General features: G+C 74.4%; 21 protein-coding genes. 11 read left to right on the top strand and 10 right to left on the bottom strand.

Annotation, left to right across the window (positions count from 1 at the left end; translation table 11 throughout):
* The first annotated feature begins 111 nt into the window (after nt 1-111).
* Nucleotides 112-933 carry an AfsR/SARP family transcriptional regulator gene (locus AC3EVP_RS29415; RefSeq protein ID WP_335979377.1) on the top strand — a complete coding sequence of 274 codons (822 nt, stop codon included), beginning with the start codon at nt 112-114 and terminating at the stop codon, nt 931-933.
* A 107-nt stretch (nt 934-1,040) separates the two neighbouring features.
* On the opposite strand, the gene AC3EVP_RS29420 is transcribed toward AC3EVP_RS29415, so the two are convergent.
* Nucleotides 1,041-1,868: a hypothetical protein gene (locus AC3EVP_RS29420; RefSeq protein ID WP_488179831.1), complete on the bottom strand. Its 828-nt coding sequence runs from the start codon at nt 1,866-1,868 to the stop codon at nt 1,041-1,043.
* Nucleotides 1,869-2,327: 459 nt separating this feature from the next.
* On the bottom strand, nt 2,328-5,045 hold the full coding sequence (locus AC3EVP_RS29425) for an FAD/NAD(P)-binding protein (RefSeq protein ID WP_435135067.1): 2,718 nt from the start codon (nt 5,043-5,045) through the stop codon (nt 2,328-2,330).
* 198 nt (nt 5,046-5,243) lie between these two features.
* On the opposite strand from AC3EVP_RS29425, the gene AC3EVP_RS29430 reads away from it, so the two are divergent.
* Nucleotides 5,244-5,714, top strand: a complete 471-nt coding sequence (locus AC3EVP_RS29430; protein WP_435135070.1) for an RrF2 family transcriptional regulator — start codon at nt 5,244-5,246, stop codon at nt 5,712-5,714.
* A gap of 106 nt (nt 5,715-5,820) precedes the next feature.
* Here AC3EVP_RS29430 and AC3EVP_RS29435 read toward each other — a convergent pair whose 3' ends face one another.
* The gene (locus tag AC3EVP_RS29435; RefSeq protein ID WP_335979385.1) at nt 5,821-6,684 is read right to left on the bottom strand and encodes a bifunctional 5,10-methylenetetrahydrofolate dehydrogenase/5,10-methenyltetrahydrofolate cyclohydrolase; all 864 of its coding nucleotides are present in this window, start codon (nt 6,682-6,684) and stop codon (nt 5,821-5,823) included.
* 686 nt (nt 6,685-7,370) lie between these two features.
* On the opposite strand from AC3EVP_RS29435, the gene AC3EVP_RS29440 reads away from it, so the two are divergent.
* Both AC3EVP_RS29440 and AC3EVP_RS29445 read left to right on the top strand, forming a co-directional pair.
* Entirely contained in the window at nt 7,371-7,973 is a 603-nt protein-coding gene (locus tag AC3EVP_RS29440) for a sigma-70 family RNA polymerase sigma factor (protein ID WP_335979386.1), read from the top strand.
* Nucleotides 7,963-8,748, top strand: coding sequence for a hypothetical protein (locus AC3EVP_RS29445; protein ID WP_335979387.1), 786 nt, complete (start codon nt 7,963-7,965; stop codon nt 8,746-8,748). The genes AC3EVP_RS29440 and AC3EVP_RS29445 overlap by 11 nt, the downstream gene beginning before the upstream one ends.
* Nucleotides 8,749-9,247: 499 nt before the next feature.
* Here the strand turns inward: AC3EVP_RS29445 and AC3EVP_RS29450 are convergent, their stop codons facing one another.
* Nucleotides 9,248-10,300, bottom strand: coding sequence for a zinc-binding alcohol dehydrogenase family protein (locus AC3EVP_RS29450; protein WP_435135075.1), 1,053 nt, complete (start codon nt 10,298-10,300; stop codon nt 9,248-9,250).
* A gap of 146 nt (nt 10,301-10,446) precedes the next feature.
* On the opposite strand from AC3EVP_RS29450, the gene AC3EVP_RS29455 reads away from it, so the two are divergent.
* A complete protein-coding gene (locus AC3EVP_RS29455; protein ID WP_435135078.1) occupies nt 10,447-11,109 on the top strand; it encodes an SGNH/GDSL hydrolase family protein in 663 nt (220 codons plus the stop codon).
* 166 nt (nt 11,110-11,275) lie between these two features.
* Nucleotides 11,276-12,112, top strand: a complete 837-nt coding sequence (locus tag AC3EVP_RS29460; RefSeq protein ID WP_435135081.1) for an SDR family NAD(P)-dependent oxidoreductase — start codon at nt 11,276-11,278, stop codon at nt 12,110-12,112.
* A 161-nt stretch (nt 12,113-12,273) separates the two neighbouring features.
* Here the strand turns inward: AC3EVP_RS29460 and AC3EVP_RS29465 are convergent, their stop codons facing one another.
* From AC3EVP_RS29465 to AC3EVP_RS29475, 3 genes are all read right to left on the bottom strand, one after another.
* Nucleotides 12,274-12,984: a G1 family glutamic endopeptidase gene (locus AC3EVP_RS29465; protein WP_435135084.1), complete on the bottom strand. Its 711-nt coding sequence runs from the start codon at nt 12,982-12,984 to the stop codon at nt 12,274-12,276.
* A gap of 419 nt (nt 12,985-13,403) precedes the next feature.
* Nucleotides 13,404-14,300: an NAD-dependent epimerase/dehydratase family protein gene (locus tag AC3EVP_RS29470; protein ID WP_435135087.1), complete on the bottom strand. Its 897-nt coding sequence runs from the start codon at nt 14,298-14,300 to the stop codon at nt 13,404-13,406.
* 191 nt (nt 14,301-14,491) lie between these two features.
* Entirely contained in the window at nt 14,492-16,018 is a 1,527-nt protein-coding gene (locus tag AC3EVP_RS29475) for an MFS transporter (RefSeq protein ID WP_435135089.1), read from the bottom strand.
* A gap of 75 nt (nt 16,019-16,093) precedes the next feature.
* On the opposite strand from AC3EVP_RS29475, the gene AC3EVP_RS29480 reads away from it, so the two are divergent.
* The 3 genes from AC3EVP_RS29480 to AC3EVP_RS29490 all read left to right on the top strand — a co-directional run bounded on the left by AC3EVP_RS29480 (nt 16,094) and on the right by AC3EVP_RS29490 (nt 18,818).
* Entirely contained in the window at nt 16,094-16,990 is an 897-nt protein-coding gene (locus tag AC3EVP_RS29480; protein ID WP_335979405.1) for a LysR family transcriptional regulator, read from the top strand.
* Between the two features lie 242 nt (nt 16,991-17,232).
* A complete protein-coding gene (locus tag AC3EVP_RS29485; protein ID WP_335979407.1) occupies nt 17,233-18,084 on the top strand; it encodes a helix-turn-helix domain-containing protein in 852 nt (283 codons plus the stop codon).
* 50 nt (nt 18,085-18,134) lie between these two features.
* Nucleotides 18,135-18,818 carry a hypothetical protein gene (locus AC3EVP_RS29490; protein ID WP_435135093.1) on the top strand — a complete coding sequence of 228 codons (684 nt, stop codon included), beginning with the start codon at nt 18,135-18,137 and terminating at the stop codon, nt 18,816-18,818.
* Between the two features lie 362 nt (nt 18,819-19,180).
* Here AC3EVP_RS29490 and AC3EVP_RS29495 read toward each other — a convergent pair whose 3' ends face one another.
* Both AC3EVP_RS29495 and AC3EVP_RS29500 read right to left on the bottom strand, forming a co-directional pair.
* A complete protein-coding gene (locus AC3EVP_RS29495) occupies nt 19,181-19,378 on the bottom strand; it encodes a DUF397 domain-containing protein (RefSeq protein WP_335979411.1) in 198 nt (65 codons plus the stop codon).
* A 905-nt stretch (nt 19,379-20,283) separates the two neighbouring features.
* Nucleotides 20,284-20,934: a VOC family protein gene (locus tag AC3EVP_RS29500; RefSeq protein WP_435135096.1), complete on the bottom strand. Its 651-nt coding sequence runs from the start codon at nt 20,932-20,934 to the stop codon at nt 20,284-20,286.
* A 322-nt stretch (nt 20,935-21,256) separates the two neighbouring features.
* Here AC3EVP_RS29500 and AC3EVP_RS29505 point away from each other — a divergent pair, with 322 nt between their 5' ends.
* The gene (locus AC3EVP_RS29505) at nt 21,257-22,855 is read left to right on the top strand and encodes an alkaline phosphatase D family protein (protein WP_435135099.1); all 1,599 of its coding nucleotides are present in this window, start codon (nt 21,257-21,259) and stop codon (nt 22,853-22,855) included.
* 15 nt (nt 22,856-22,870) lie between these two features.
* On the top strand, nt 22,871-23,722 hold the full coding sequence (locus AC3EVP_RS29510; RefSeq protein WP_435135102.1) for a discoidin domain-containing protein: 852 nt from the start codon (nt 22,871-22,873) through the stop codon (nt 23,720-23,722).
* Nucleotides 23,723-23,858: 136 nt separating this feature from the next.
* Here AC3EVP_RS29510 and msrA read toward each other — a convergent pair whose 3' ends face one another.
* Nucleotides 23,859-24,374: a peptide-methionine (S)-S-oxide reductase MsrA gene (gene msrA, locus AC3EVP_RS29515; protein ID WP_435135105.1), complete on the bottom strand. Its 516-nt coding sequence runs from the start codon at nt 24,372-24,374 to the stop codon at nt 23,859-23,861.
* Nucleotides 24,375-24,531 lie beyond the last annotated feature (157 nt).

The following is a 24,531-nucleotide window of genomic DNA, read 5'->3' on the forward strand; positions in this document are numbered from 1 at the left end:
CGGCTCGTTTCGCAGAGAGAGGCCGCGTGATTGTGCCCGTGCGACATGCGCTACGGATCGGATTCGGTGCCGGCTCGTCCACGTGCGGCCGGCCGACGCGAGGAGGAACCAGTGAGAGCGAAGGTCCTTGGCCCCTTACAGGTCGATGTCAACGGACTGACCGTCGTCCCCACCGCGAGTAAGCCCCGCCAGATCCTGGCGCTGCTGGCGCTCTACCCCGGCCGGGTGGTGCCCATCTCGACCCTCATGGAGGAGATCTGGGGCAGCAACCTGCCGGCCAGCGCGCTGACCACGCTCCAGACGTACATCCTCCAGCTGCGCCGGCGGCTCGGCCGGGCGATGGGACCGGACGAGCCGGGCACCGCCAAGGACGTCCTGGTCACCCGCTACGGCGGCTACCTGCTCCAGGTGCGGCCCGAGCACGTCGACGTCCACGAGTTCGAGCGCCTGGTCGCCACCGGCCAGCGCGCCTACGACGTGGGCGACGACGTCACCGCCGCCGACCTGCTGCGGCGCGCCCTCGACCTGTGGGACGGCAGCGCGCTGGTCGACGTGCGGATGGGACCGGTGCTGGAGATCGAGGCGGCCCGGCTGGAGGAGAGCCGGCTGGTGGCCGTGGAGCGGCGGATCGACGCCGAACTCCGGCTGGGCCGGCACCGGGAGTTCATCGCGGAGCTCACCGACCTGATCGCCCGCCACCCCGAACACGAGGGCCTGCACGCCCAGGCGATGGTCGCCCTGTACCGCTCGGGCCGCCAGGCGACCGCACTCGACGTCTACCAGCGGCTGCGCGCACGGCTGGTGGAGGACCTGGGCGTCGACCCCTCGCCGCAGTTGCAGCGGCTGCACCACGCGATCCTCACCGTCGACCCGCGCCTCGACGTGGCCGCCGGCCCGCGCCCGTCCTCGGCCTTCGGCTGGTACCCCAACTGAAGCGCGGCGCGCGGCCGTCCGGGGGCCGTGTCGACTGAGGAAATTCCTCAGTCGACACGAGCGCCGGAGTCCGGCCGCCCCGGGCGGGGCCGCACCGGCCGGACGGATCAGCCCGACGACGGCGGGGCGTCGTCGCCCGCGAGGTCCATCCGCATGGCGATGCCGTTCCAGTTCGCCGCGCACGCCCGCGCCAGGACGGCGATCTTCCTGGCCTGATGGGCCGGGGCCTGGAGCACCAGCCCCAGATCCGCGTCCCGGACGACATGCGTCTCCAGCCAGCGGATCATCTCCCGGCCGTCCTTGCTGTACTTCAGCGCCGGATCGCGCTTCAGCGACGCCAACTGCGTGTCCGGGTCGGCGTACCCGCCCAGGGCGTGCGCGGCCGGCGCCGCCGCGGACAGCGCCCCCGGCCCGGACACCGCGGCGCCGTCGGCGCGTTCGCCGCCGACCAGCCGCGGGGTGAAGCGGCTGCGGGGCGCCGGCAGCGCCGCCCCGAGCTGCTCCCGGGCCGGCCCGACGGGCCGGCCCGCGAGCCGCTCCGCCGGCGGGTCCGCGGACCGGCCGGGCGGCAGCCCGACGGCCGCCCGGCCGCTCTCCTCCCGGTGCAGCGGCCGGGCCCGGCCGTCCCGGCCGACCCGCACCGGCGCCTGCGCGATGCGGCCCGCCGCCTTCCGGCGCAGCGCGCCAACGGTCTTGCCGGACAATCCCGTTCGGGCGGCTATGCCCCGGTCCGACCACTCCGGGCAGCCCTCGAGGATCTTCATGGCCGACTTCTTGCGGTCCGACAAGGTCAGCGGCAATCCGTGCCGCATGTTCAACTCCACGGCCAGCAGGAACGCTTCCCATTCCGATCCGTCGAAATAACGGACCTCTACCTCCCGCTGGCCGTTCAATCGCGCCACATGCAGACGGTGCATCCCGTCGACAACCTTCATTGTCGGACGATGCACGATGATGGGTGGGAGTTTTCCCTCGGTCGCCACCAGAGAACGTACGTGGTTGCGATCTATACCCTCCAACCGAGGCGAGTCCGCGTCGCGAAGCAATGCGACAGGAATGCGGAAGATCGACTCGGAAAGCCTCGCGGGCTGGTCACGACCCGCAAGCCGAGGGGTCCGGCGTTCAGGAGGTTCGGACCCGGCGGAGGCATCCCCCGACGCGCTGATCACCACACTGTGTCCTTTCCCGAAGCAAAGTGAACACCATGGACAGCACGTACCCACGGGATTCGGTCCTGAACCGGGCGGTGCGCGGCTCTCTTCGGACACAGTTGCGTTGTACCGGAAGCATACTTCGGACATGGTGCCGCAGAACCGGAACCATACTCCGCCGCCGCCGACCGGGGTGCCTGCCGGGTAGTGGGCCCCGGGGAGGCGCCCCGGTCGGCGGCGGTTTCACGCCATCGACAGCGCCGCCAGACTGCGGTCGTCCCGCGGCGAGGAACGGCGGGCCAACCGCTCCTCCAACCGCAGCCGGGCCGCCCGGTGCCGGCCGGCCGACACCAGCGCGTACAGCATCGTCTCCTCCACCACCTCGCGCTGCGCGGCGCTGCCGCCCACCCCGCCCAGCAGCGGCAGCACCCGCTCCAGGCGCCCGGCCGCCTCCGCCCACTGCTCCTCCACGACGCAGGCCAGCGCCTCGCACAGCGGCGCGACCACCTCCCGCTGCACCGCGTCGGCCCCCAGCGCGTGCACGCGCAGCCGGTTCAGACCCGCCAGGTCGTCGGCCGCCGCGAGCGCGAGCGCCGCGTGCAGCGCGGTGAAGGCGGTCGCCGGGCGCTCCAGGATCTCCGCGCCCACCGCGCCCAGCACGTCGTCGATCGGCACCCGGCCGGCCCAACTGCCCGTCACCCGGGCCCGCCACAGCAGCGAGCCGGAGTCCACCAGCGCCCGCACCCCGCGCACCTTCGCCGGCGCGAGCTGCCCCGCCCAGCGCCGCCGCACCGCGCCGGTGTCCTCCAACGCCAGCTCGTGCAGGGCCGCGTGCCAGGAGAAGTGCGCCCGGTGGGCGCTGCCGCGGCCGCGCGAGGCCAGCCAGGCGTCCAGCCGCGCCCGGCCCGCCTCGTGGTCGCCGCACTCGTAGTGCACATGGGCCAGCGCGTGCATGGCGTGCCCGGACGCGGGCTCGGCGGCGAGCGCCCGCTCGGCCAGCACCCCGGCCTCGTCGTAACGGCCCTGCTCCTGGCGCAGGAAGGCCAGCAGCGAGGTATGGAACCAGTGCCCGGCGTGCGCGGCGGCGGTCTGCTCGACCAGGCGCAGCGCGCTGACCTCCTCCAGGTCGTGCAGGCCGGAGAAGGCGATGGTCGGCACCGCGACGGCCAGCGCGAGCGCGTCACCGGGATGCGCGCCCAGATACCGCACGAGCGCCGCGTCGCCGTCGGCGGCGGTGCCGCGCACCCGGCGGGAGACGACGTCCACGAACGCCCGCTCGCGGTCGTCGGCGCGTTCGCGCGCCGAGCGCTCGGCGGCGGCCAGCGCGCCGGCCACGTCCACGTCCGCGCCGGTCTCGTGGCCCACCAGCGCGAGGGCGGCGTGGCCCAGCGCGAAGCCCGGGTCGAGCGCGGTGGCGCGGGCGAACGCGTCCTCGGCGCCGGCGCTCACCTTCAGCAGCCGCGCCACCCCGGCGCGGTAGGCCGCCGCGGAGTCCGCGCCGGTGGACAGCGCGAACCCCATGCCGTCGGCCGGGCGCCGCGGCCGCCGCGCGGGCCGCGGGCCGGCCAGCGCGCCGAACACCGCCGCCGCCACGGCCGCGGCCTGCACCCGGATCTCCGGGACCGCGGTGGTCTCCCACAACTCGCCCCGGCGCGGCGCCCCGAGTGTCCACAGATGCCGGTCCGCGCGGCCGTGCGCGGAAAGCAGCCGCCCGTCGGCGGTGGCGACGCCCATCCCCGTCGGGTCGGGCACCGCGCGGCCGCCGGCGAGCAGGCCCTGCCACAGCGGGTCCGCGGTGCGGCCCGGCCCGGTGCAGTCCAGCACCCACCCCACCGCCAACTCCCGCCGGGCGCCGCCGCCGGCGACGGTGACGGCCAGGCCGCCCGGGCCCTCGCCGGCCGCGACCACCCGGCCCCGGTGGGTGCGCAGCCGACCGGCCCGGGCGATCCGCGCCACGCACTCCGCGGTGGCCGGCGGCATACGGTGCCGGTGGACGTTCCACAGCGCGCTGTCGCACGCCAGGAACTCCGCCCGCTCCCGCGCCGTCAGCGACGTCCACAGCCGGGCCGTGACCGGGCGCAGCCCGTCCACCGCCGGCCGCCAGTCGCCCTGGGCGCGGATCGTGCGGCCCACGTGGCGGTGCACGGCCGCCCGCAGCCGGCTCAGCGGCAGGTCCGGGGTGTGCTCGGCGCGCAGCGCCGGGGGCAGCGGCGCGGGCGGCAGCGGCGCCACCGCGTGCGCCTGCGGCAGCAGGCCGTTGCGGGACACCGCGTGCAGGGTGCGCCCCGGCCGGTCCAGCGTCATGGCCAGGTCCATCGCGGTCAGGCCGGTGCCGACCAGCAGCACGTCGCCGTTCTCGCCCTCGGCCAGCAGCGCGTCCAGGGCCCCGGGCGCCCAGGGGTCGGCGACGAAGCGCGGGTCGGCGGCCAGCGCGCCGGGCGCCCAGCCGGCGTCGGGCGCGGCCGGGCCGGTGGCCAGCACCACGCAGTCCGCGTCCAGCGTGCCGCCGTCGGCCAGGGTGAGCCGGGCGGCGGCGCCGGCTTCGGCGTATCCGGTCACGCGGGTGCGCAGCCGCCGTACGCGGACGGTGCCGCGGGCGGCGATGACGGCCTGGCCGAGGGTGTCGGCCAGGTAGGCGCCGTAACGGTAGCGCGTCGCGAAGTCCGCGGGGCTGACGTCGGGTTCGCCGTGGCGGCACAGCCAGCGGACGAAGTGCCCGGGGTCGTCGGGGTGGCAGCTCATGTTGCCCGCCGGGACGTTGAGGCGGTGCCGCGGGTCGCGGGTGGCGTACGCGCCGCCGCGGCCCGCCTCCGGCGCCGGGTCGACGAGCACCAGCTCGAAGCGGAACCCGCGGCGCCGCCCCGCTTCGCACAACTGGATCGCGACCATGGTGCCCGCCGCGCCGGCTCCCACGACGGCGACCGTCCGGGCGGGATTTCCTGACGGCATGCCTGACGACATGGGAGCCTCCTGTGCGGACGAAGGGCGCTGGGGCGGGCCGGGGCCCGTAATTCACTATTTCAGTGAAATACCTGCACTCGGCAAGGGCGTTGCGCCAAATCCCCCGGGACTCCACCCGGACTCCAGCCGGACTCCGGTCCGGGCGCCGGACCGCGCCCGTACGGGGCCGGTCCGGCGGGTCTGTGAGAGAGTTGGGCCGTGCGGATCACAGCCAAGACCGACTACGCGGTGCGGGCGATGGCCGAACTCGCGGCCTCCGAGGTCCCGCTCACCGCGGAGAAGCTGGCGGCCCGCCAGGACATCCCGGTCCGCTTTCTCTTCGGCATTCTGCGGGAGTTGCGGATGAGCCGCCTCGTGCAGAGCATCCGCGGCCCCGAAGGGGGTTACGCGCTGGCGCTGCCCGCCGACGAGATCTCGCTCGCCGACGTCATCCGGGTCGTCGACGGCCCGCTCGCCAACGTCCGCGACCTCAGCCTCACCGGGCTGAGCTACCCGGGCCCGGCCGCGCCCCTGCCCGACGTCTGGCGCGCGGTCCGCACCAGCCTGCGCGAGGTGCTGGAGACCACCAAGCTCGCCGACCTCGCCGCCGGCGACCTGCCCGACGTCGTCCGCACCCGCGCCCGCACCTACCTCGCCGACGCGCCCGACGCGCCCGACGCGCGCCCGTAGCTCCCCGTCGCGTCGCCGGACCGGCGGCGTACCCCAGCACGAGCCCCGGCCGACGCGGCCCCCGAGCCCGTCCCGGAGGACGTGGGGGAGGCCGCGCGGCCACGCGCTACGCGGGGACGGGCTCGCGCTCGGCGTCCCACTCGGCGGCCTGGAGGGTGTTGACCAGGAGCATCGCGATCGTCATCGGGCCGACCCCGCCGGGCACGGGGGTGATGCGGCCCGCGATGCCGTCGAGCTCGGCGGTGCGGACGTCGCCCCGCAGGCCCTCGGGCGTGCGGTGGATGCCGACGTCGATGACGGTCGCGCCCGGCTTGATGTGCTCCGGGCCCACCAGTCCGCGCACCCCGGTGGCGACCACGACGACGTCGGCGGGCCGGGTGACGGCGCCGAGGTCGGCGGTGAACTCGTGGGCGACGGTGACCGTCGCCCCGCGCTGGAGCAGCAGCTGCGCCAGCGGGCGGCCGACCAGCTCGCCCCAGCCGACGACGGCGACGCACGCGCCCTTGAGCTCGATGCCCTCGGCGTCGAGGAGTTCGATGACGCCGCTGGGCGTGCAGGGCCGCAGTCCGCGCTCGCCGCGCGCCAGGCGCCCGGCGCTGGCGGTGGTCAGGCCGTCGACGTCCTTCGTGACGGGGATGCGGTCGATCAGCGGTGCGGCCTGGAGCCCCTGGGGCAGCGGGAGTTGCAGCAGGATGCCGTGCACGTCGGCGTCGGCGGCCAGCGCGTCGATGACGGCCGCCACCTGCTCCTGGGTGGCGTCGGCCGGCAGGTGGTGGTGGACGTCGCGCATGCCCGCCTCGCGGATGGCGCGGCGCTTGGCGGCGACGTACACGGCGCTGGCGGCGTCGTCGCCGACCAGGATGGTCGCGAGTCCGGGCACCCGGCCGCCGGGCGCGGCCTCGGCCACGCGCTCGGCGACCCGGGTGCGGATGGCGCGGGCGATCTCGGCGCCCTTGATCGTGCGTGTCATGGCGGCGAACCGCTTTCTGTCGGCGGACGATTCACCCGGTGGCAAGGACTGCGTACGGGGGTACCACGCCAAGAATATGGCCTCCGTGCAGGGGGCACGGAACCGGGGCGGGCTCGCCCGTGGGCCCGCGGCCCCAGGTGAAGACGATGGTGTGGTTGCCGTCGCGGATGACCCGTGCCTCGGGCGGGCGCGGGCGCCGACGGCCACGGCGAGCGCGGTGCACGGGTGAAGGGTCGCGCACGCGGCGCGAGGGGCGGCCGGGTGGGCGGGGCGCCGGGGGCGGCGGGCCATGCTGATGTGGTGTTCGTCACAGCGGAGTCGCGGGGGCCGGTGCGCTGCGGCCCCCGGTGGCGGACGGACCGGTCGGGCGGCCGGTGTTCGCGCTGGTGGCCGGTGCGGGGGCGGCGGCCGGGTGGCAGGGGGCGGTCGTGCGCCGGTGCGGAACCGACCAGTCGGTACGTATTGGTGCGTTTATATGCCTGCCGTCGGGTGCACGTTTGGGCGGCGCCGAACGCTATGTAGGCAAGACCGCGAAGGTGCGGTCCCGGAGTGCACACGGGGGGTGGCGCTTCTTCTCCCTCAGCGAGAGGAACGGCGAGGGCCGTGACGACAGATCAGAGCGGAGCCGCGCCCGCGGCTGCCGGCGGGGCCGTGGGATGCGCCCGCCGCGGACGGGGAGGCACCCGGTGAACCACGACGAGGCACACGGCGACCGCCTGCCCCGCGCGAAGGCCGACGACGACCCGGACCCGGACGCCGCCGTCCAGCCGCTGGACTTCCAGGCGTTCCACGCGCTCTACCGCGGCGCGTACGTCCGCTGGGCGCAGATGTACCTGGGCTCGCGCGCGGACGCCGAGGACGCGGTGCACGAGGCCATGCTCGAACTCCTCCGGCACTGGCGCAAGGCCCTGGCCCAGCCCGAACCGGCCGCCTACGCCTGGTGGTTGGTGAAGAACCGGGTACGGGACGCGGCCCGCTCCCGCAGCCGCCGGCAGAAGCTGGCCGACGCCATCTTCACCACCGAGCTGGCGCACGACACCGTCGACCCGATCGGCGCGCTGGAGGTCAGCATCGCGCTGTGGGAGGCCATCGACGCGCTGCCCGAGCGCCAGCACGACGTGTTCCTCATGCGGTACAGCCTCGGCTACACCGTCCGGCAGACCGCGGACCTGCTGGGGATCACCGAGGCCACCGTCCGCTCCACCGCCCGCGACGCGCGGCGCCGGCTCGCCGCGGCGCTCGACCCCGACCTGAAGGGACGCGAAGATGCCCGTGTCGATGCCTTTTGAGCAGATCCTGGCGAAGGCGCGGCTGCGCACGCCGGAGTACACCCGTGAGGAGCTGGTCGCCGCGCAGGCGCGGCTCGCCGAGGCCGCCGCGATGCGGCACATCATGTCCGGCGCGCTCACCTTCGACGACGCCACCAGCCCGGACCTGTGGTGCGAGCCGGTACGGCCCGGCCGCTGGGAGTCCGGCCACCGCGGCGAGACCGAGGACCGCGAGCGGCTGGACGCGGCGGACGACCTGCGCCACCTGTGCAAGATCGTCATCACCCAGGCCAACGCGCTCCAGACGATGTCCGCCTTCGTCAGCGGTTCGGTCGAGGCCGCCGACGACCCCAGCCGCATCCTCGAACCCGAGGGCGCCCGGGTGCTGGCCTGCGTCCTGCACCTCGCCGCCCGCGAGGACAGCGCGCGCTTCTGGTGGCAGTTCGCCTCCGGCGCGGACGACGGCGAGGCGAAGTTCTGCCTCTTCCTGCACCACCTCGCGCTCGGCGAGGTACAGGAGGCCAACTGGTGGCACGACCAGATCCCGCGCCGCGGGAAGGAGTTGTGGGCCCGCGCGGTGCGGGAGGGCCGCGACCGCGAGACCGCCGCCGCGGCCACCTGCCTGCACGCCGTCGCCCGCCGCAAGACCGTCCCCGACGAGGCGACCGCCGTCGTCGGCTACGTCCGCTCCGCCGTCCGCTTCGTCGACGACTCCCTCGACCTCCCGCTCCCCGCGGACGGCTTCGCGGCGAAGATCGAGGAGATGACCGGCGGCCGGGTGGCCGCCGGCGCCTGAGCCCGACGGCTCCGACACCCGCTCGACCGGCGGGCGGGCCGTCGCGGAAGGAGGAGGAGATGCCGACCGGCGGTGACGGGTTCGTCGTCCTCGACGAACTGCCCGCGGCGCTCGCCGTGGTCGACCGGCTGCTCGCGGTGGCCGGGCCGGAGGACCGTGCCGGCCTGGAGAAGGCGTCCCGCGCGCTCGCGCTCGCCCTCGCCGCCGGCCCGCGGTCTGGGCGTCCTGGAGGCGGGCGTCCTCGCCAGGAGGGCGGCGGAGCGCGGGGCGGCGGAGACGGCCGGGGGAGGGTGAAGGGAGCGGACCTTCGCGGGCGCGTCTGTCAGGGGCGCGACCGCGAAGGTCCGAGGGGAACAACGTAACGATCATTATCCGCGGGTGGGAGCGGTACTCACTCGCAGGCGTGAGGCCGGGCCGGAACTTCACCCGATTGCCGCCGTCGGCAAAGGGGCTCGCGCCGAGCGGACGACTCGTCCCGGCCCACCGACCTGACGGTGAGTCAACTGACGTCGCTGGTAGGGGCGCTGGGCGGGATGAGGACCGCCGCGCCGTTGACGCGGTCGGCGGCGAGGTCGGCCAGTGCGCGGTCCGCCGCGGCGAGCGGGTAGCGGGTCACCGTGGGGTGGATGCCGATCCGCTCCGCGGTCGCGAGGAAGTCCCGGCCGTCCGCACGGGTGTTGGAGGTGACGCTGCGCAGGTTCCGCTCCTGGAACAGGTGGTGCTGGTAGTTCAGCGCGGGGATGTCGGACAGGTGGATGCCGGCGACCGCCAGGGTGCCGCCGCGGTCGAGGGCCGCCAGTGCGACCGGCACCAGGTCGCCGACCGGGGCGAAGAGGATCGCCGAGTCCAGCGGCTCGGGCGGGGCGTCGTAGGCGCCGCGCGCCGACGAGGCGCCCAGGTCCAGGGCGAGCCGCCGGGCCGCGGCGGACCGGGTCAGCACATGGACGGTCGCGCCCTCGGCGAGCGCCACCTGCGCGGCCAGGTGCGCGGACGCCCCGAAGCCGTACAGCCCGAGCCGGCCGCCGGCCGGGAGCGCGGCGCGCCGCAGCGCGCGGAAGCCGATGATGCCCGCGCACAGCAGCGGCGCCAGCTCGGCCGGGTCGGCGCCGCCCGGCAGCGGGTAGGCGAATTCCTCGGGCAGCAGCGTCAGTTCGGTGAAGCCGCCGTCGGCGTCCCATCCGGTGTAGACCGACGACGGGCACAGGTTCTCGCGGCCGGCCCGGCAGTAGCGGCACACTCCGCAGGTGCCGCGCAGCCACGCGCCGCCCACCCGGTCGCCCGGCGCGAAGCGGTCTGCGCCCTCACCGGCGGCGACCACCCGGCCGACGATCTCGTGGCCCGGAACCGTGCCCGCCCGGTGGGGCCGCAGATCGCCCTCCGCGAGGTGGAGGTCCGTACGGCACACCCCGCACGCCTCGACCCGCACCGCGACCTCGCCGGGTCCCGGCCGCGGCACCGGCCGCCGCACCGGACGCAGCGGTCCCGAGGCGATGGGCCTCGGCTCCGCGACCACCCAGCCGCCCACGTCCCCCGCACCGGCGGACTCGTCCATACCCCCCAGCATGCGCCGCCCCCACCGGCGCGGCAATCCGCGCCCGCCGTGCCCGTTACCACCGGCCACGGTCTGGTTGCGGGGGAGGGGACCTCGTACGGTGTGAACGATCACCGACCGAGCGCACCCACAGGAGTCCGAGGACTATGCCCGCTGACATCACGCTTCCCTTCGAGAAGGGCAGCCATGTGCTGTTCATCGGCGACAGCATCACCGATGCCGGCCGTACCAAGGACAGGGCGCCCTACGGCGGCGGCTATGTGAGCCTGATCCAGGCCCTGGTGACCGCACAGGCCCCCGAGCTCGCCCTGCGTTGGACCAACCGCGGGGTCTCCGGCGACACCGTGCGCGACCTCGCCGGGCGCTGGCAGGCCGACGTGCTGGCCGAGCGGCCGGACTGGCTGTTCGTGAAGATCGGCATCAACGACTGCTGGCGGGGCATCGAGGGCAAGGCGGACGAGGCCGTGTCCGTCGAGGAGTACCGCACGACGCTCTCCGGGCTGCTGGACCGGGCCATTGCGGAGACCGGCTGCCGGCTGGTGCTCGCCACGCCGTACCTCATCGAGGGCGACACCTCCGACCCCTGGCGGACCGAGTCGGACCGCTACGTCGCCGCCGCCCGCGAGGTGGCCGCGGAGAAGGGGCTGCCGCTGATCGACGTGCAGGCGGCCTTCGACCGGGTCCTCGCGCACACCGCGCCCGCCGACTGGGCCGGGGACCGGGTCCACCCGGTGCTGGCCGGGCACGCAGTGATCGCCCGCGCCTTCCTCGCGGTGATCGGCGAGCTGGGGGCGGCCGGGACGGCCTGACGGCTGGGGCCGCCTGACGGCCGGGCACGGGCAGGGGCGCCGCCGGGACGGGACCGGCGGCGCCCCCTTGCCTGTGCCGCTACCGCGGACCCGCCGCCCCCGTCGCGGCCCAGCCAGGTACTGGCTGTGCCTGTATGCGCCCGAGCCGTTCGACGAGGCTGGTCGCATGACGAACAACAGGGATGATCAGAACAACCCGCACAACCAGCACAACGGCGGCAACCGGGGCGATCGGGGCGCCGCCCCCATCGGCCTGCTCGCCGGCAAGGTCGTCCTCATCACCGGCGCCAGCCGCGGCATCGGCGCGGCCGCGGCGTACCTCTTCGCCGCCGAGGGCGCCTCGGTCGTCCTCGCCTCCCGCGGCACCGACGCGCTGGAGCGGATCGCCGCCGAGATCCGCGCCGCCGGCGGCACGGCGGACGCCGTCCCCCTCGACCTCGCCGACCGCGCGAGCGTCCGCGCCGCGGTCGACCGCGTCGAGCAGCTGCACGGACGGCTCGACGGCGCCTTCAACAACGGCGCGGCCGGCCAGCACCCCGGCCCGCTTGACACCACGAGCGACGAGGTCATCGACGAGCAGTTCGCCGTGAACTTCCGCGCGCACTGGACCGCCATGAACGCCGAGGCGGCCCTCATGCGGCGCGGCGGCGGTGGGGCGATCGTCAACACCTCCAGCATCGGCAGCCGCCGCGCCAACCCGGCGCTGCCCGCCTACGGCGCCATGAAGCGCGCGCTCAACAGCATCACCGAGAGTGCCGCGGTGAGCTGGGCGCCGCATGGGATCAGGGTGAACGGCATCACCCCGGGCGGTACGGCCACGGAGATGATCGACGCGTGGGAGGCGGCCACGCCGGGCGTCGTGAAGGCCATCGCCGCGTCCACCCCGCTCGGCCGCATGGCCGAGCCCCGCGAGGTGGCGGAGGCGGCGGCGTGGCTGCTGTCCGACCGCGCCTCGATGGTGACCGGCGCGATCCTGCCGGTCGACGGCGGCGCCGGCGCCTGAGCAACGGGCGCGGCCCGGTATCGGGCGGTCGCCGGGTGAGACGGGTACGGTCCCCGAGGCGGGGTGCCTCGGGGACCGGTATCCCGTGGGGGGAGTCGACCGGGCCGGCCGGCGCGCCGCCTTCGCGAACGCGCCTGGCCGTACCGCGATGTGACGGTGCGTCAGCCCGGGATGATGGAGAACGAGCCGCCGTTGAGCGCGGTCTCGGTGTACTGGCCGCTGTCGATGGCCTCGGGGCCGTAGGTGTCGAAGGACTGGCCGTTGACGGTGATGCCGCTGAAGTCCTGCTCGTCGAAGGACGGGTAGCTGCCGGTGGGCGACTCGATCACGGCCTCGGCGCTCACGTCGTCGGCGGACAGCGACTTCTGGGTGGTCTTGGACCAGCCCTTGGTGGTGTCGGACAGCTTCAGGGTGTACGCGCCGCCGCCGTTGTCCACGACGCTGGCGGTGAAGGCGTCGCCCGCGTCGACGGACTCGTCGTAGTAGACCGGCGCGGCCGGGTACATCTCGTACCAGGCCGAGTACTCCGGGCTGCCGCTGGAGCAGTCGACCTGGACGCCGGTCTGCTCGACGGTCGAGGAGCCGTAGCCGTCGATGCCTATCCACGGCGCGTACAGGTCGTTCGTCGAGTTGCAGGTGACCTCGGGCATCGTCCAGGAGCCGGAGATGTCGGTGAAGCCCGAGCCGCGGGCGACGTAGCCGCCCCAGTTGCTGTCGCCGGAGAAGCCGTGCAGGGGCTGGGCGTAGTGCGCGGTGCCGAACTCGACGCTGGGTGCGACCGCGCTCGCGGGTCCGGCGAGGGAGGCGCAGGACAGTGCGAGCAGTGCGGCGGCGGCCGCCCTTGCGGGGGCGGCTGTGCGGAACTTGTGCATCCGGTGAACTCCAAAGGTGTGGGAGTTGCGAGGGTGGTGGGGGGAGTCGGCCGGCCGTCCGCATGCCCACGTGGTTGTGGGTGGAGGCTGGCCGATCAGGCCGCTGTAGCGATGCTGCGGGCTGTGCCGGGTGGGGCGGAAGGGGCGGGCTGCTACCGGATGCCGCAATGGCGTGAACATGACAACACTCGGAGTGGTGACAGCTGGCACGCCGAAGTGGCCAGGTCCGGGCGGGAGTTCGCCGCTGATGTGGGGCGGGGCGGCAAGTACCGTACGCCGTATGCGGGTTCGGGCCCTACGGCAGGGCGGCGAAGGACGGTACGCCGGACGCCCGCGGCGCGAGCGCCGCGGGCGTCGGGAGGGGCGGGTGGGGGCGTGGCCGGTGGCCGGGGGCGCGGGCTCAGCCGTAGGAGCGGGGCTCAGCGGTAGTAGTGGCCACCGTCGAGGTCCTCGGCGAGGCTCGGGCCCTGCGGCGTCCAGCCCAGTACCGTACGGGTGGCCTCGCTGCTCGCCGCCATGTCCGTGCCGTAGAACTTCGCGAGCCAGCCGAAGTGTCCGGCCGCCTCGCCGACCGGGACGGAGACGACCGGCAGGCCGAGACCGCGCCCGATCACCTCGGCGATCCGCCGGGTGGGTATGCCGTCCTCCGCCGCGGCGTGCAGCGTGGTGCCCGCCGCCACTTCGCGGTCCAGGGCCAGCCGCACCACACGGGCCGCGTCGCCGCGGTGGACCGCGGCCCAGCGGTCGGTGCCGTCGCCGATGTACGCCGAGACGCCCCGGTCCCGGGCGGTGGCCACGATCCCGGCGAGGAAGCCGTGGTCGCCCGCGCCGTGCACGGTGGGCGCGAAGCGCGTGACGACGGTGCCGACCCCGCGCTCCACCGCCTCCAGCGCGAGGTTCTCGCTGCCGCCGCGCAGGGAGTCGACGCCGTGGAACGGCGACCGGTCCTGCTCGGTCGCCACCCGTCCCGGGGTCAGGAACGCCAGGCCCGAGGCGACCACGAAGGGCCGGCCGGAGCCGGCGAGCGCGTCCGTGATCGCCTGTACGGCGCCGCGCTCGGCCTTGTTGGTGCCCGCCTGGTCGGCGAAGTCGTGCTTGTTGGCGAGGTGGACCACGGCGTCGGCGGCGGCTGCCGCGCCGCGGATGCCGCCGAGGTCGTCCAGGTCGCCGCGGACGGCCCGGGCGCCCTTCGCCGCGAGCGCCGCGGCCGAGGCGTCCGAGCGGGCGAGCCCGGCGACCTCGTGTCCGGCGCCGAGCAGTTCGTCGACGACGGCCGAGCCGATCCAGCCGGTCGCTCCGGTGACGAATACACGCATGTCGTTCTTCCTTCGGTTCGGTCCGCGGCACGTCGGGTGCCGCGGCTGGTGGGGTGGTCGGCGGCCCGTGCGGGGCGCGCCGTGGGGGTGGGGGTCTCGGGGCGTGGGCCGGGCGTGAAGTCCGCGGCGCCGTCGCGCCGTTGGCCCGGTCCACCGCCTCCGGTCCGCTGCTTTCACCCAGCCGCCTCCGGTCAGAGCCGGGCGTCCGCGCGGCCGGTCAGGCGGGAGAGGAGGAGGACGAGGGCGCCCGCGGCGAGGACGGCGACGCCGACGGCGCGCAGCCCGGCGTCCGCACCGGAGGTGAAGGCGCCGACGACGGCGGGCGCGCGGTCGGCCGGGGCGGCGGCGAGAGCCTGCGCCACGGTGCGCGGGTGACCGGCGGCCTCGACGTCGGCCGGGAGCGCGGCGGTGAAGCGCGCGGTGAGCACCGTGCCGATGACGGCCACGCCGAGCGCGCTGCCGAACTCCCGTGTGGTCGCCTGGAGTCCGGCGCCGACCCCGGCCTGGGCCGGCGGCAGCGAACCGGCGATGGCGCCGGAGAGCGCCGGCAGGGCCAGTGCCACTCCGGTGCCGGTGACCAGCAGCCATCCGGCGTAGGCGGCGTACGGCGTGCCCGCGCCGACCGTCGACAGGCCCAGCAGCCCGCCGCCCACGAAGGCGAAGGCGAGCGCGAGGGTGGCGTCCAGGCCGATCCGCCGCGCCAGGTGGCCGCTGCGGCGCGCTCCGGCCATGAGCGGCACGGTCAGCGGGATGATGCCGAGGCCCGTGCGCAGCACGCCGAACCCCTTGACGTACTGGAGGAACGACGCGTTGACGTAGAACAGCGCGAACATCCCGAAGAAGACCGCCGTCATGCCCAGGCAGGCGCTGCGCAGGGCCGGCAGGCGCAGCAGCCGCGGGTCGAGCAGGGGGTGCGCGGCCCGCAGTCCGACCAGGGTCCATACCGCGAACAGCGCGGCGGAGCAGGCGAATCCGGTGACGACGAGCGGACTGCCCCAGCCCTGCTCCGGGCCCTGCACGATGCCGAGCAGCAGGGTGACCGACGCGGCGACCAGCAGCGCCGCGCCGAGCGGGTCGAGCCGGCGGTCGTGGCGGGCGGAGACCGGGGCGATCCGGGCGGTGAGCGCGGCGAGCAGCAGCGCGACCGGGACGGCGGCGGCGAACAGCCAGCGCCAGGCGCCCCCGGACAGCACCGCGCCGCCGCCGACGTTGCCGGCCACCCCGCCGATGCCGGTCATCGACGCCCAGGTGGCCACGGCCGCGCCCTTGCGTGCGTCCGGCACCGCGTGCAGCAGCACCGCCAGCGTGTTGGGCAGCACCGCGGCGGCGCCGACACCGGTGGCCGCGCGGCCGGCGAGCAGCAGCGGCAGGCCCGGCGCGAGGGCCGAGAGCAGCGCGCCCGCGGCGAAGAGCAGCAGCCCGGCGAGCAGGACGCCCTTGCGGCCGAACCGGTCGCCCGCGGCGCCGCCCGGGATCACCAGGCAGGCGAAGACGACCACATACGTGTCGACGATCCAGATCAGCGCCGACGCGGACGGGTGGAGCCCGCTCGACGCGAGCAGCGGGACGGCGAGGTTGACCGCGGCGACCATGCCGACGACGAGGACGACGCAGGCGCACATGACCGCTGTCAGGCCGCGCGGCGCGGCGCCGCCGTGGGAGAGCCGCGGGCCGTCCGGCGCCGGGGCACGGCCGCTGATCGTTGCGTGGGTTGGCATGCCGACGACGCTACGAACCCCGGTGCCCTTCGTGCCACGCAACTTCAGCAATCACACATTGCGTACCATGCAACTATGGCCGAGCAGCTCGATCTGAACCTCCTGCGCGTGTTCGACGCGCTCCTCCAGGAAGGGAGCGTCACCGGGGCGTCGGAGCGGCTGCACCTGTCCATCCCGGCGACCAGCCGGGCGCTGGGCCGGCTGCGGCGGGCGATGGACGACCCGATCCTGGTGCGGGCCGGCCGCGGGATGGCGCCGACGCCGTTCGCCCTGCGCACCGCGCCGCGGGTGCGGTCCCTGCTCGACGAGGCGTCCGCGCTGGTCAGCGGCGACCGGGAGGTGCCCGTCTCCGAGTTGGAGCGCACCTTCACCGTCCGGATCAACGACGGCGTGGCCGCGACCCTCGCCCCCGCCGTGGTCGACGCCGTCGCGGCGGCCGCCCCCGGGGTGGTGCTGCGCTTCGTGGCCGAGGGCAGCGAGAGCGTCGAGGCGCTGCGGGACGGCTCGGTCGACCTGGACATCGGCGTCGGCGATGTCGCGGCGCCCGACATCCGCAGCGCCGTGCTGTACCGGGAGCGGCTGGTCGGCGTGGTGCGCGCCGACAGCCCGCTGGGCGCGGCCCGCCGCCCGACCCTGGCCCAACTGTGCCGCCACCCGCACGTGTCCGCCTCCCGGCGCGGCCGGGCCCGCGGCCCGCTCGACGACGTGCTCGAAGCGGCGGGCCTGCGCCGCCATGTCGCCGCGGTCGTCCCGACGTTCGCGGTGGCGTCGCTGCTGGTCGCCTCCAGCGGCTACGTCGGCCTGGTCCCGCAGCGCCTCGCCGAGCAGTACGGGGCGACGCTCGGCATCCGCTGGTTCGCGCTGCCCGCGGACCTCCCCGAACTCGACGTCCGCCTCCTCTGGCACGCCCGCCTGGACGCCGACCCACCCCAACGCTGGCTCCGCACCACCATCCGTACGGCTCTGGCCTGACGACGGCCCCCACGCCCGCCTGCATGTGCGCGCCGGCCGTTTGGTCACGGTATGCCCGCCCGGAACATCCCAGGCAACTGCGACCGGTGACCCTCGGAACACGAGGTGCGACCTTCTGCTGGCGGGGCGTCAGCTAGAGTGCGACGAATAGCTAGTCGCACAATGCGCCTAGCAGAGTGAGAAGTTGGCCACGGGACGTGCTGATGTCACCGCCCGCGTGGCGAGTTGGCCGAAGGAGTGACATGACCCGAACGGTGGACCCGAGCGTGACCAGGCGCAAACTCCGCAGGGACCTGCGCCGGGCTCGGGAGCACGCCGGCCTGACGCAGCGCGAAGCCGCGAAGTTGCTGGAATGGTCACCGTCGAAGCTGATCCGGATCGAAACGGGTCAGGTCGGTGTGTCCGTCACCGATGTCCGTGCGCTGGCCGATCTCTACCAGGTGACCGAGCGGGCGCAGGTGGAGCAACTGGTGGCGGACGCCCGCAACAGCAAGGGGTCGAGCTGGTGGGCGAAGTACCACGACGTGCTGTCCCCGTCGTTCGGCCAGTATCTGGGCCTGGAAGGTGCGGCGGAGCAGGTGTCCGCCTACCATCCGGTCGTCGTGCCGGGGCACTTGCAGACCGGCGGCTACACCGAGGCGCTTCTCGAGCCGCGGGTCGAGCCGGCGCGGGTGGCGCGGGTGGCGGCACTGCGCCAGGACCGCCAGACGCACCTGCTCGACGGGACGGCGAACCTCTCCTTCGTGATCGACGAGGCCGCACTGCGCCGCCGGATCGGCAGCCCGGCGGTGATGCGCGGACAACTGGACCACCTGCTGGAGGTGGCCGGGCATCCGCGCGTGGACCTCAGTGTCCTGCCGCTGGACTTCGGGGCGCACTACAGCACGATGGGCAGCTTCGTCCTGCTGGGTTTCACCGACGACGCCGACGTGCTCTACCTGGAGCAGGCCACCGGCAGCGTCACCACCGGGGACGACCTCGCCCTGCTGGCCCGCTACCAGGAGTGCTTCGAAGTCCTCACCGCCGGAGCCAGGCACGGAGAGGCCGCCCGCGCGCTGATCGAGCAGGCCAAGGAGGAGACCGGCAAGGACTGAACACCTGTCGTCGGGTTCTTGCTGGAGACCGAGAGAGTTTCAGGCCAACAATGCGGAGTACTGCGCAGGACGGCAGCGCTGAGGACGGTGCGGACCCGGGCGACGACGAGCCCGGCGCGGACCGGTCGGCTGCCGGGCACGTCTCGGACAACGACGTGCTGCTGAGCGCGCTGGGCGACCGGGGGCGCTTCGATCAGGTGCTGGAGTACCGGGCGCGTCGGCACGCACAGGAGATGGAGCGCATCGGCGCCGAGACCGAAGCGTACGAGCGTCGCACCTCGGCCGACGCCGATGCCCTTCGGCGGGTGGAGACCTCGCGTGCGCAGCAGCAGCGGCGCACCGTTATCGTGCTTGGGCTGATCCTTCCGTGCCTCGCGGTCTGCGGCCTGCCGGTGGCGGTGCTGGTGGAGCTGTCGCACCACCGCGCCCTGCTTCCGCTCGGTACGGTCGGGAGCTGCGTGGCCACCGTACTGGTCGGAGTCGTGGTGCCCGCGTGCGTGGCGGGCAGGAGGCGGCCGCCGCTCCAGCGGATCGTCGCGTCGCTGACGCGCTCGGCGGGCGGGGCCCGGGACGACGTCAGCGGGCCGACCAGCCGGTCGACGGCCGACGGTTCCGGGACGAGCCCGGCCGTGTCGGAGCACACGGCGACTCCGGCGGCGGGTCCATCGAGTCCCCGGTCACATGACCGTCCGGGCCGGAACTCGGGCCCTGACCAGCCGTCAGAGCCTGGGTGAGGTCGGGGTGAACCGCGTCCGGAGCGGATGCCGGCGGGGACGGGTACGGGGACGGGGGCGCGCAGCGACGTTGCGCCCGTATCACCTGGGCACACGCCGCCCCGAGGCCGAGTGCGGCGGTGAGGACGACCGCGGTCGCCAGCCACACCGCGGTCCGGGCCGCGGGTCCGTCCACCACCTGTGCTGTGAGGCCGGCGGCGACGAGCACGAACGCGGCGCTGCCCGCGCCGAGTGCGACCAGCGCCAGCCGGCGCCGCCACCGCGCGCCGGGCACGGACGGTGAAGGGGCACGGGAGCGCTGCACGCGGTCCTCGCCGTCGGTGCTGCTCACGCGCCTGCCTCTCCCACACTCGCCACGACGATCACGGTGTCCCGAACTGCCCGGTCGCCACGGCCGCGACGAACTCGCGCCAGGATTGGGCCGGGAACACCAACTGAGGGCCGGTACGGTCCTTCGAGTCGCGAGCCCGCACCTGGTCGGTATGGAGAGCCACCTCCACGCACTCGTACTCGTTTCCGCTGAAGCTGCTCTTGCGCCATCCGCCGGACGTGTCGGGCATCAAGATCACCATCCCCCCAACCGGCCGGTCGTAGGCCGGTCCCGCAGTCGCGCGCCGCTCGGTCCGGATCGCTTCGGTGAGCGGAAATGGTGCGGTGGAATTCCGCAGTACCTGTCTCCGCGCACAGAGCGGTCCATACCCGTGCCGCGCCTCCGAATAAGGGGGATACCCATTTTGCGGTGGCAAGACACAACCCAGCCCGCGTTGAACGCTAAAGCACCGGGTCGACCGGTGGCAAGAAGCATACCGAAGGGCATGTGCGGCGGCTGCAGGCGGTCATGGTCTCGATGAGAGGGCTACGAACGCCCGCTCGGGCGCGCCCGAACGCCAATAGCGAGCCGGCGTACGCGCGGTCGCCCGATCGTGCCGCGCACCGGCTTATGCGGGGCATGTTTGACACCCCATCAACGAAGCCTGGTGGCGGGGGCGTCGAAGCGGCCGATGGCCGGTCGTGGGCGAACTCGCCCCGTTCACCTGCGAGGTAGTGGCCTTTGGTACGTCTGCGGGCGGGGCCAGCGGCTGGGATTCCCGGATTCCGCGGGCGCCGCCCGAGCCCGGTGCGGCGGTGGCCAAGAAGGCGGAAGCGGTACGTTCCCGGGTGAATCTGCCCGTCGCTGCTCGATTTCGGCCCATCCCTGTGTGCGGGTCCACTAGGTTGTGAACCCCGATCCGCGCCATTCGGGTGGTCATTTGACTTATGACTATGCCAAGAGCGCGAGCCGAACTGCCACGTGTGCTCGCATGATCGCGGAATGTAGTTCCCGTGAGGGAAATATGGAAAATACGTGCCCCGGGGCAGCGGGTCGGACCTTCTCCTTGAGAGGCGAGTGCCGGAGCCGTTGCCAGGGGCAACGGGCAAGGGAGCAGGAGCGAAGGGGGCGGGGCAGCGGTAAGGGGTGGGTGGGTCAGTCGCGGGACATCCAGGTGGCCACGTCGGCTTCGTTGCCCTCGGGGTCCACGAGGGTCCACCACGCGGGGGCGTGGGCGTCGGAGAGCAGGCGGCCGCCGGCGGTGATGGCCGCGGCGATCCGCTCCTCGGCCTGGTCGTGGGGGACCGCGACGTCGATGTGGAGGCGGTTGCGCTCGGTGCGCGGGGTGCTCATCTCCTGGAACCAGAAGGGCGGTTCGCTGCCGTTGGGGTCCACCAGGTCGGCCTCGCCCGCGTCGCGGTAGCCGAGCAGGGCGCGCCAGAAGGGCATCACCTGCGGGCCGACGAGGGCGTCCACCGTGATCTGGACGGACTTCAGCGCGCCCGGGTCGGCGGGCGCGCCCAACTCCCGGGCCGCCCCGGAGACCGCCCGGGCCAGGGCGACATCGCGCTCGCTGAGCCCGCCGACCTCATGGGTGGTCAGCCGCACCGTCACGCCCGGGTAGCGCAGGTCCACGTCGGGGTGGTGGTTCGCGGAGTCCGCGAGGGCGCCGATCGCGTCCACCAGCCGCACGCCGGTCGCGAACGACCCGGTGCGGAAGTACGCGCTCGCGCCGTCGAAGAGCACCCGCCAGTCGTCGACCCCGGCCGCCTCGTGGAACTGCCTCGGTGTGATGCGTTCGACCATGCGCGGCAACGTAACACCGCCGGGCCCGGCGGTGCCCCAGGCGGGCGGCGAGGCCGTGGCGGGCCGCCGGATTCCACCCGGGCGGCGGCGCGGCCCCAACCGCCCGCGCCTTGCGCCGCCCGGCGCCCCGCCGGCCCGTCCCGCCGGGTGCACTTTGCCGGTGCGGGCCGGCGAACACCCCCGAAGGAGCGGAGTTCGGACGGATTCCGGTCATCTTGCGCACGCCTGGAGGCCGTACGGCGGCCATATGGCACCTTGCTAATGAACAGGCGGCCGCCCGAACTTCCGGGGCGGCCGCCCGACGTTGGAAGGAGCCTCACACGTGACATCCGACGCATTCCCACCGCAGGCGGCCCGGCACACCCGGCGGCGGTTCCTCACCGTGACGGGCGCGGCGACCGCCCTCGCCTTCGGCGTCAACGTGGCGCACGCGGCAGCGGCGGGCGCCGCCACGCCGTTACCGGGCGACCCGTTCACCCTCGGTGTCGCCTCCGGCGACCCGCTGCCGGACGCGGTGGTGATCTGGACCCGGCTCGCCCCCCAGCCGTACGAGCCGCTGGGCGGCATGCCCTACCACGCGGTGCCGGTGAGCTGGCAGGTCGCCAGCGACGAGCGGTTCCGGCACGTGGTGCGCTCCGGGACCGCCACCGCGCAGCCCGAGTACAGCTACAGCGTGCACGTCGACGTGCGCGGGCTGCGGCCCGGCCGCCACTACTGGTACCGCTTCAGATCCGACGGCCACCTCAGCCCGGTCGGGCGGACGAAGACCGCGCCCGCGCCCGGCGACCGCCCGGACCGGCTCACCTTCGCCGTGGCCTCCTGCCAGTCCTGGCCCGACGGCTACTACACCGCGCACGCCCACCTCGCCGCCGAGGAGGTCGACGCGGTGCTGTTCGTCGGCGACTACATCTACGAGTACGGCATCTCCGCCGCGGGCGGGCTGCGCAACACCGCCGACCCGGTGCCCGACCAGTTCCGCACCGAGGCCGACACCCTCGACCGCTACCGGCTCCAGTACGCGCTGTACAAGTCCGACCCCGACCTGCAAGCCGCCCACCAGAACACGCCCTGGATCGGCACCTGGGACGACCACGAGGTGCAGGACAACTACGCGGGCCTGTACTCCAAGACCCTCGCCCCCATCGACGACTTCACCGTCCGCCGGGCCAGCGCCTACCGCGCCTACTGGGAGCACATGCCGCTGCGCACCCCCGCGCCGCAGGGCCCGGACTACCTGCTCTACCGCCGCCTCACCTTCGGCCGGCTCGCCGAGGTCAACGTCCTCGACACCCGGCAGTACCGCTCCGACCAGGCCGACGGCGACCTGTGGAAGCCGGACAACCCCGGCCGCGACGACCCCGCCCGCACCTTCGCCGGCGCGCAGCAGCGGCGCTGGCTGCTCGACGGGATGCGCGCCTCGCACGCCACCTGGAACCTGCTCGCCAACCAGGTCGTGCTGAGCCGGATGGACCTGGACGCGAGCGGCACCCCGACGTACAACATGGACGCCTGGGACGGCTACACCGCCGAGCAGACCGCCCTGCTCGACGGGCTGGCCGGGCTGCGCGCCCGCAACCCCGTGGTGGTCACCGGCGACGTGCACGCCGCGTACGCGATGGACATCAAGCGCGACTTCGACGACCCGGACTCGCCGACGATCGGCGTGGAACTGGTCGGCACCTCGATCAGCAGCGGCGGCAACGGCGTGGACGTCTCCGTCAACGGCCAGAACTTCCTGGACCACAACCCGCACCTGAAGCTCGTCAACGAACGGCGCGGCTACATCGTGGTGGAGCTGACCCCGCACGCGCTGCACGCGTCCTACCGCGCGGTGCCGTACATCGACCAGGTCGGCGCGCCGATCAGCACGATCAGGAAGTTCACCGTCGAGGCCGGGCACCCCGGCCTCAACCCGGCGTAGGGGGAGAGCATGCGAGTGACGACTTCGCGGGGGCTGCGCGGGCTGGCCGCGGCCGCCGTGGTGCTGCTGTGCGCGGTGTTCGCGCCGGGCCGGGCCGCGGCGGCCGGCCAGCAGCTCACGCTCGGCTCCGACGTCGGCCAGGTGCTGGTCGACCCGGTGCCCTGCGCGGTGCAGGGCTTCCAGTTGCAGTTCGGCAACGCGGGCTCCGCCGCGGTGTACGCCGACGCGTTCATCGACGCGCCCGCGCCGCTGACGGTGTCCCGCTCGCTGGTCTCCAGCTACCTGCCGCCCGGGTACACGCTCAAGGTGGAGATCGACGTGTCCGCGCCGCGTACGACGCCGCCGGGCGACTACACGATCAGCGTGCACGCCGGCGATCAGCAGCTGTCCCTGCCGGTGCACGTCAACGCGGCGCCGGTCAACGACACGGGGAACCTGGTGCGCTACATGCAGGTCTCCGCGTCGTCGGAGAACCTGCCCAACTACCCGGCCTGCGGGGCGGTGGACGGCGACCGGACCTCCGCGAAGTGGGGCGCCGGGGGCGGCTGGAACGACGCCACCAAGGGCAGCTTCCCCGACTGGCTCCAGGTCACCTTCGACGAGCCCACCACCGTCGGCCGGGTGGACCTGTACACGCTGGACTCGGCGAAGTACCCTGCGGCCGGCTACGGCCTGTCCGCGTGGGACGTGGAACTGCTGACCGACGGCAGCTGGCAGACCGTCGCCCAGGTACGGGACAACACCGCGGCCGAGGCCGCCTCGGCCTTCACCCCGCAGACGGCGACCGCCCTGCGCGTGATCACCCTCGCCAGCAACGAAGGGCCGACGTACTCCCGCGTCGCGGAGCTGGAGGCGTACGCGTCCTGACCCCGCACCGCCGCAAAGGGGGCGGGGCCTGGCGGCCCCGCCCCTGCCGACACGCCCCGGCGCCCTACCGACAGGCCCCCGGCCCGCGCCCCGGCCCTACGGCCTCAGCCCCGGCCCGCGCCCCGGCCCTACGGCCTCAGCCCCGGTCCGCCCGCACCGGCAACTTCCAGTTCGGCCGCGGGAAGTGGCACGTGTACCCCTCCGGATACCGTTCCAGGTAGTCCTGGTGCTCCGGCTCCGCCTCCCAGAACGGCCCCGCCGGCGCCACCTCGGTGACGACCTTGCCCGGCCACAGCCCCGAGGCGTCCACATCGGCGATGGTGTCCTCGGCGACGGCCTTCTGCGCGTCGTCCACGTAGTAGATCGCCGAGCGGTAGCTCAGCCCGATGTCGTTGCCCTGGCGGTTGGGCGTGCTGGGGTCGTGGATCTGGAAGAAGAACTCCAGCAGCGCGCGGTAGTCGGTGCGCTCGGGGTCGAAGAGGATCTCGATCGCCTCCGCGTGCGTGCCGTGGTTGCGGTAGGTGGCGTTCGGGACGTCGCCACCGGTGTAGCCGACCCGGGTCGCGATCACGCCCGGCTGCCGGCGGATCAGGTCCTGCATCCCCCAGAAGCATCCGCCGGCCAGTACGGCCCTCTGCGTCTGCGCGGCCATCTCGGTCCTCCCACTCGTGAGCTCGCTCGCGTTCTCGGCGATCCTGCACGAAGGTGAACGCTTTCCGGCCCGCCGCGATTCCATACCCGCGCAGCCGCCGCGCAGCGGGGGTCTGCGCCATGGCGGCGACGGCGCGAACCCCGGTGGCCGCACTGAA

The sequence above is a fragment of the Actinacidiphila sp. bgisy144 genome (genome assembly GCF_057708105.1).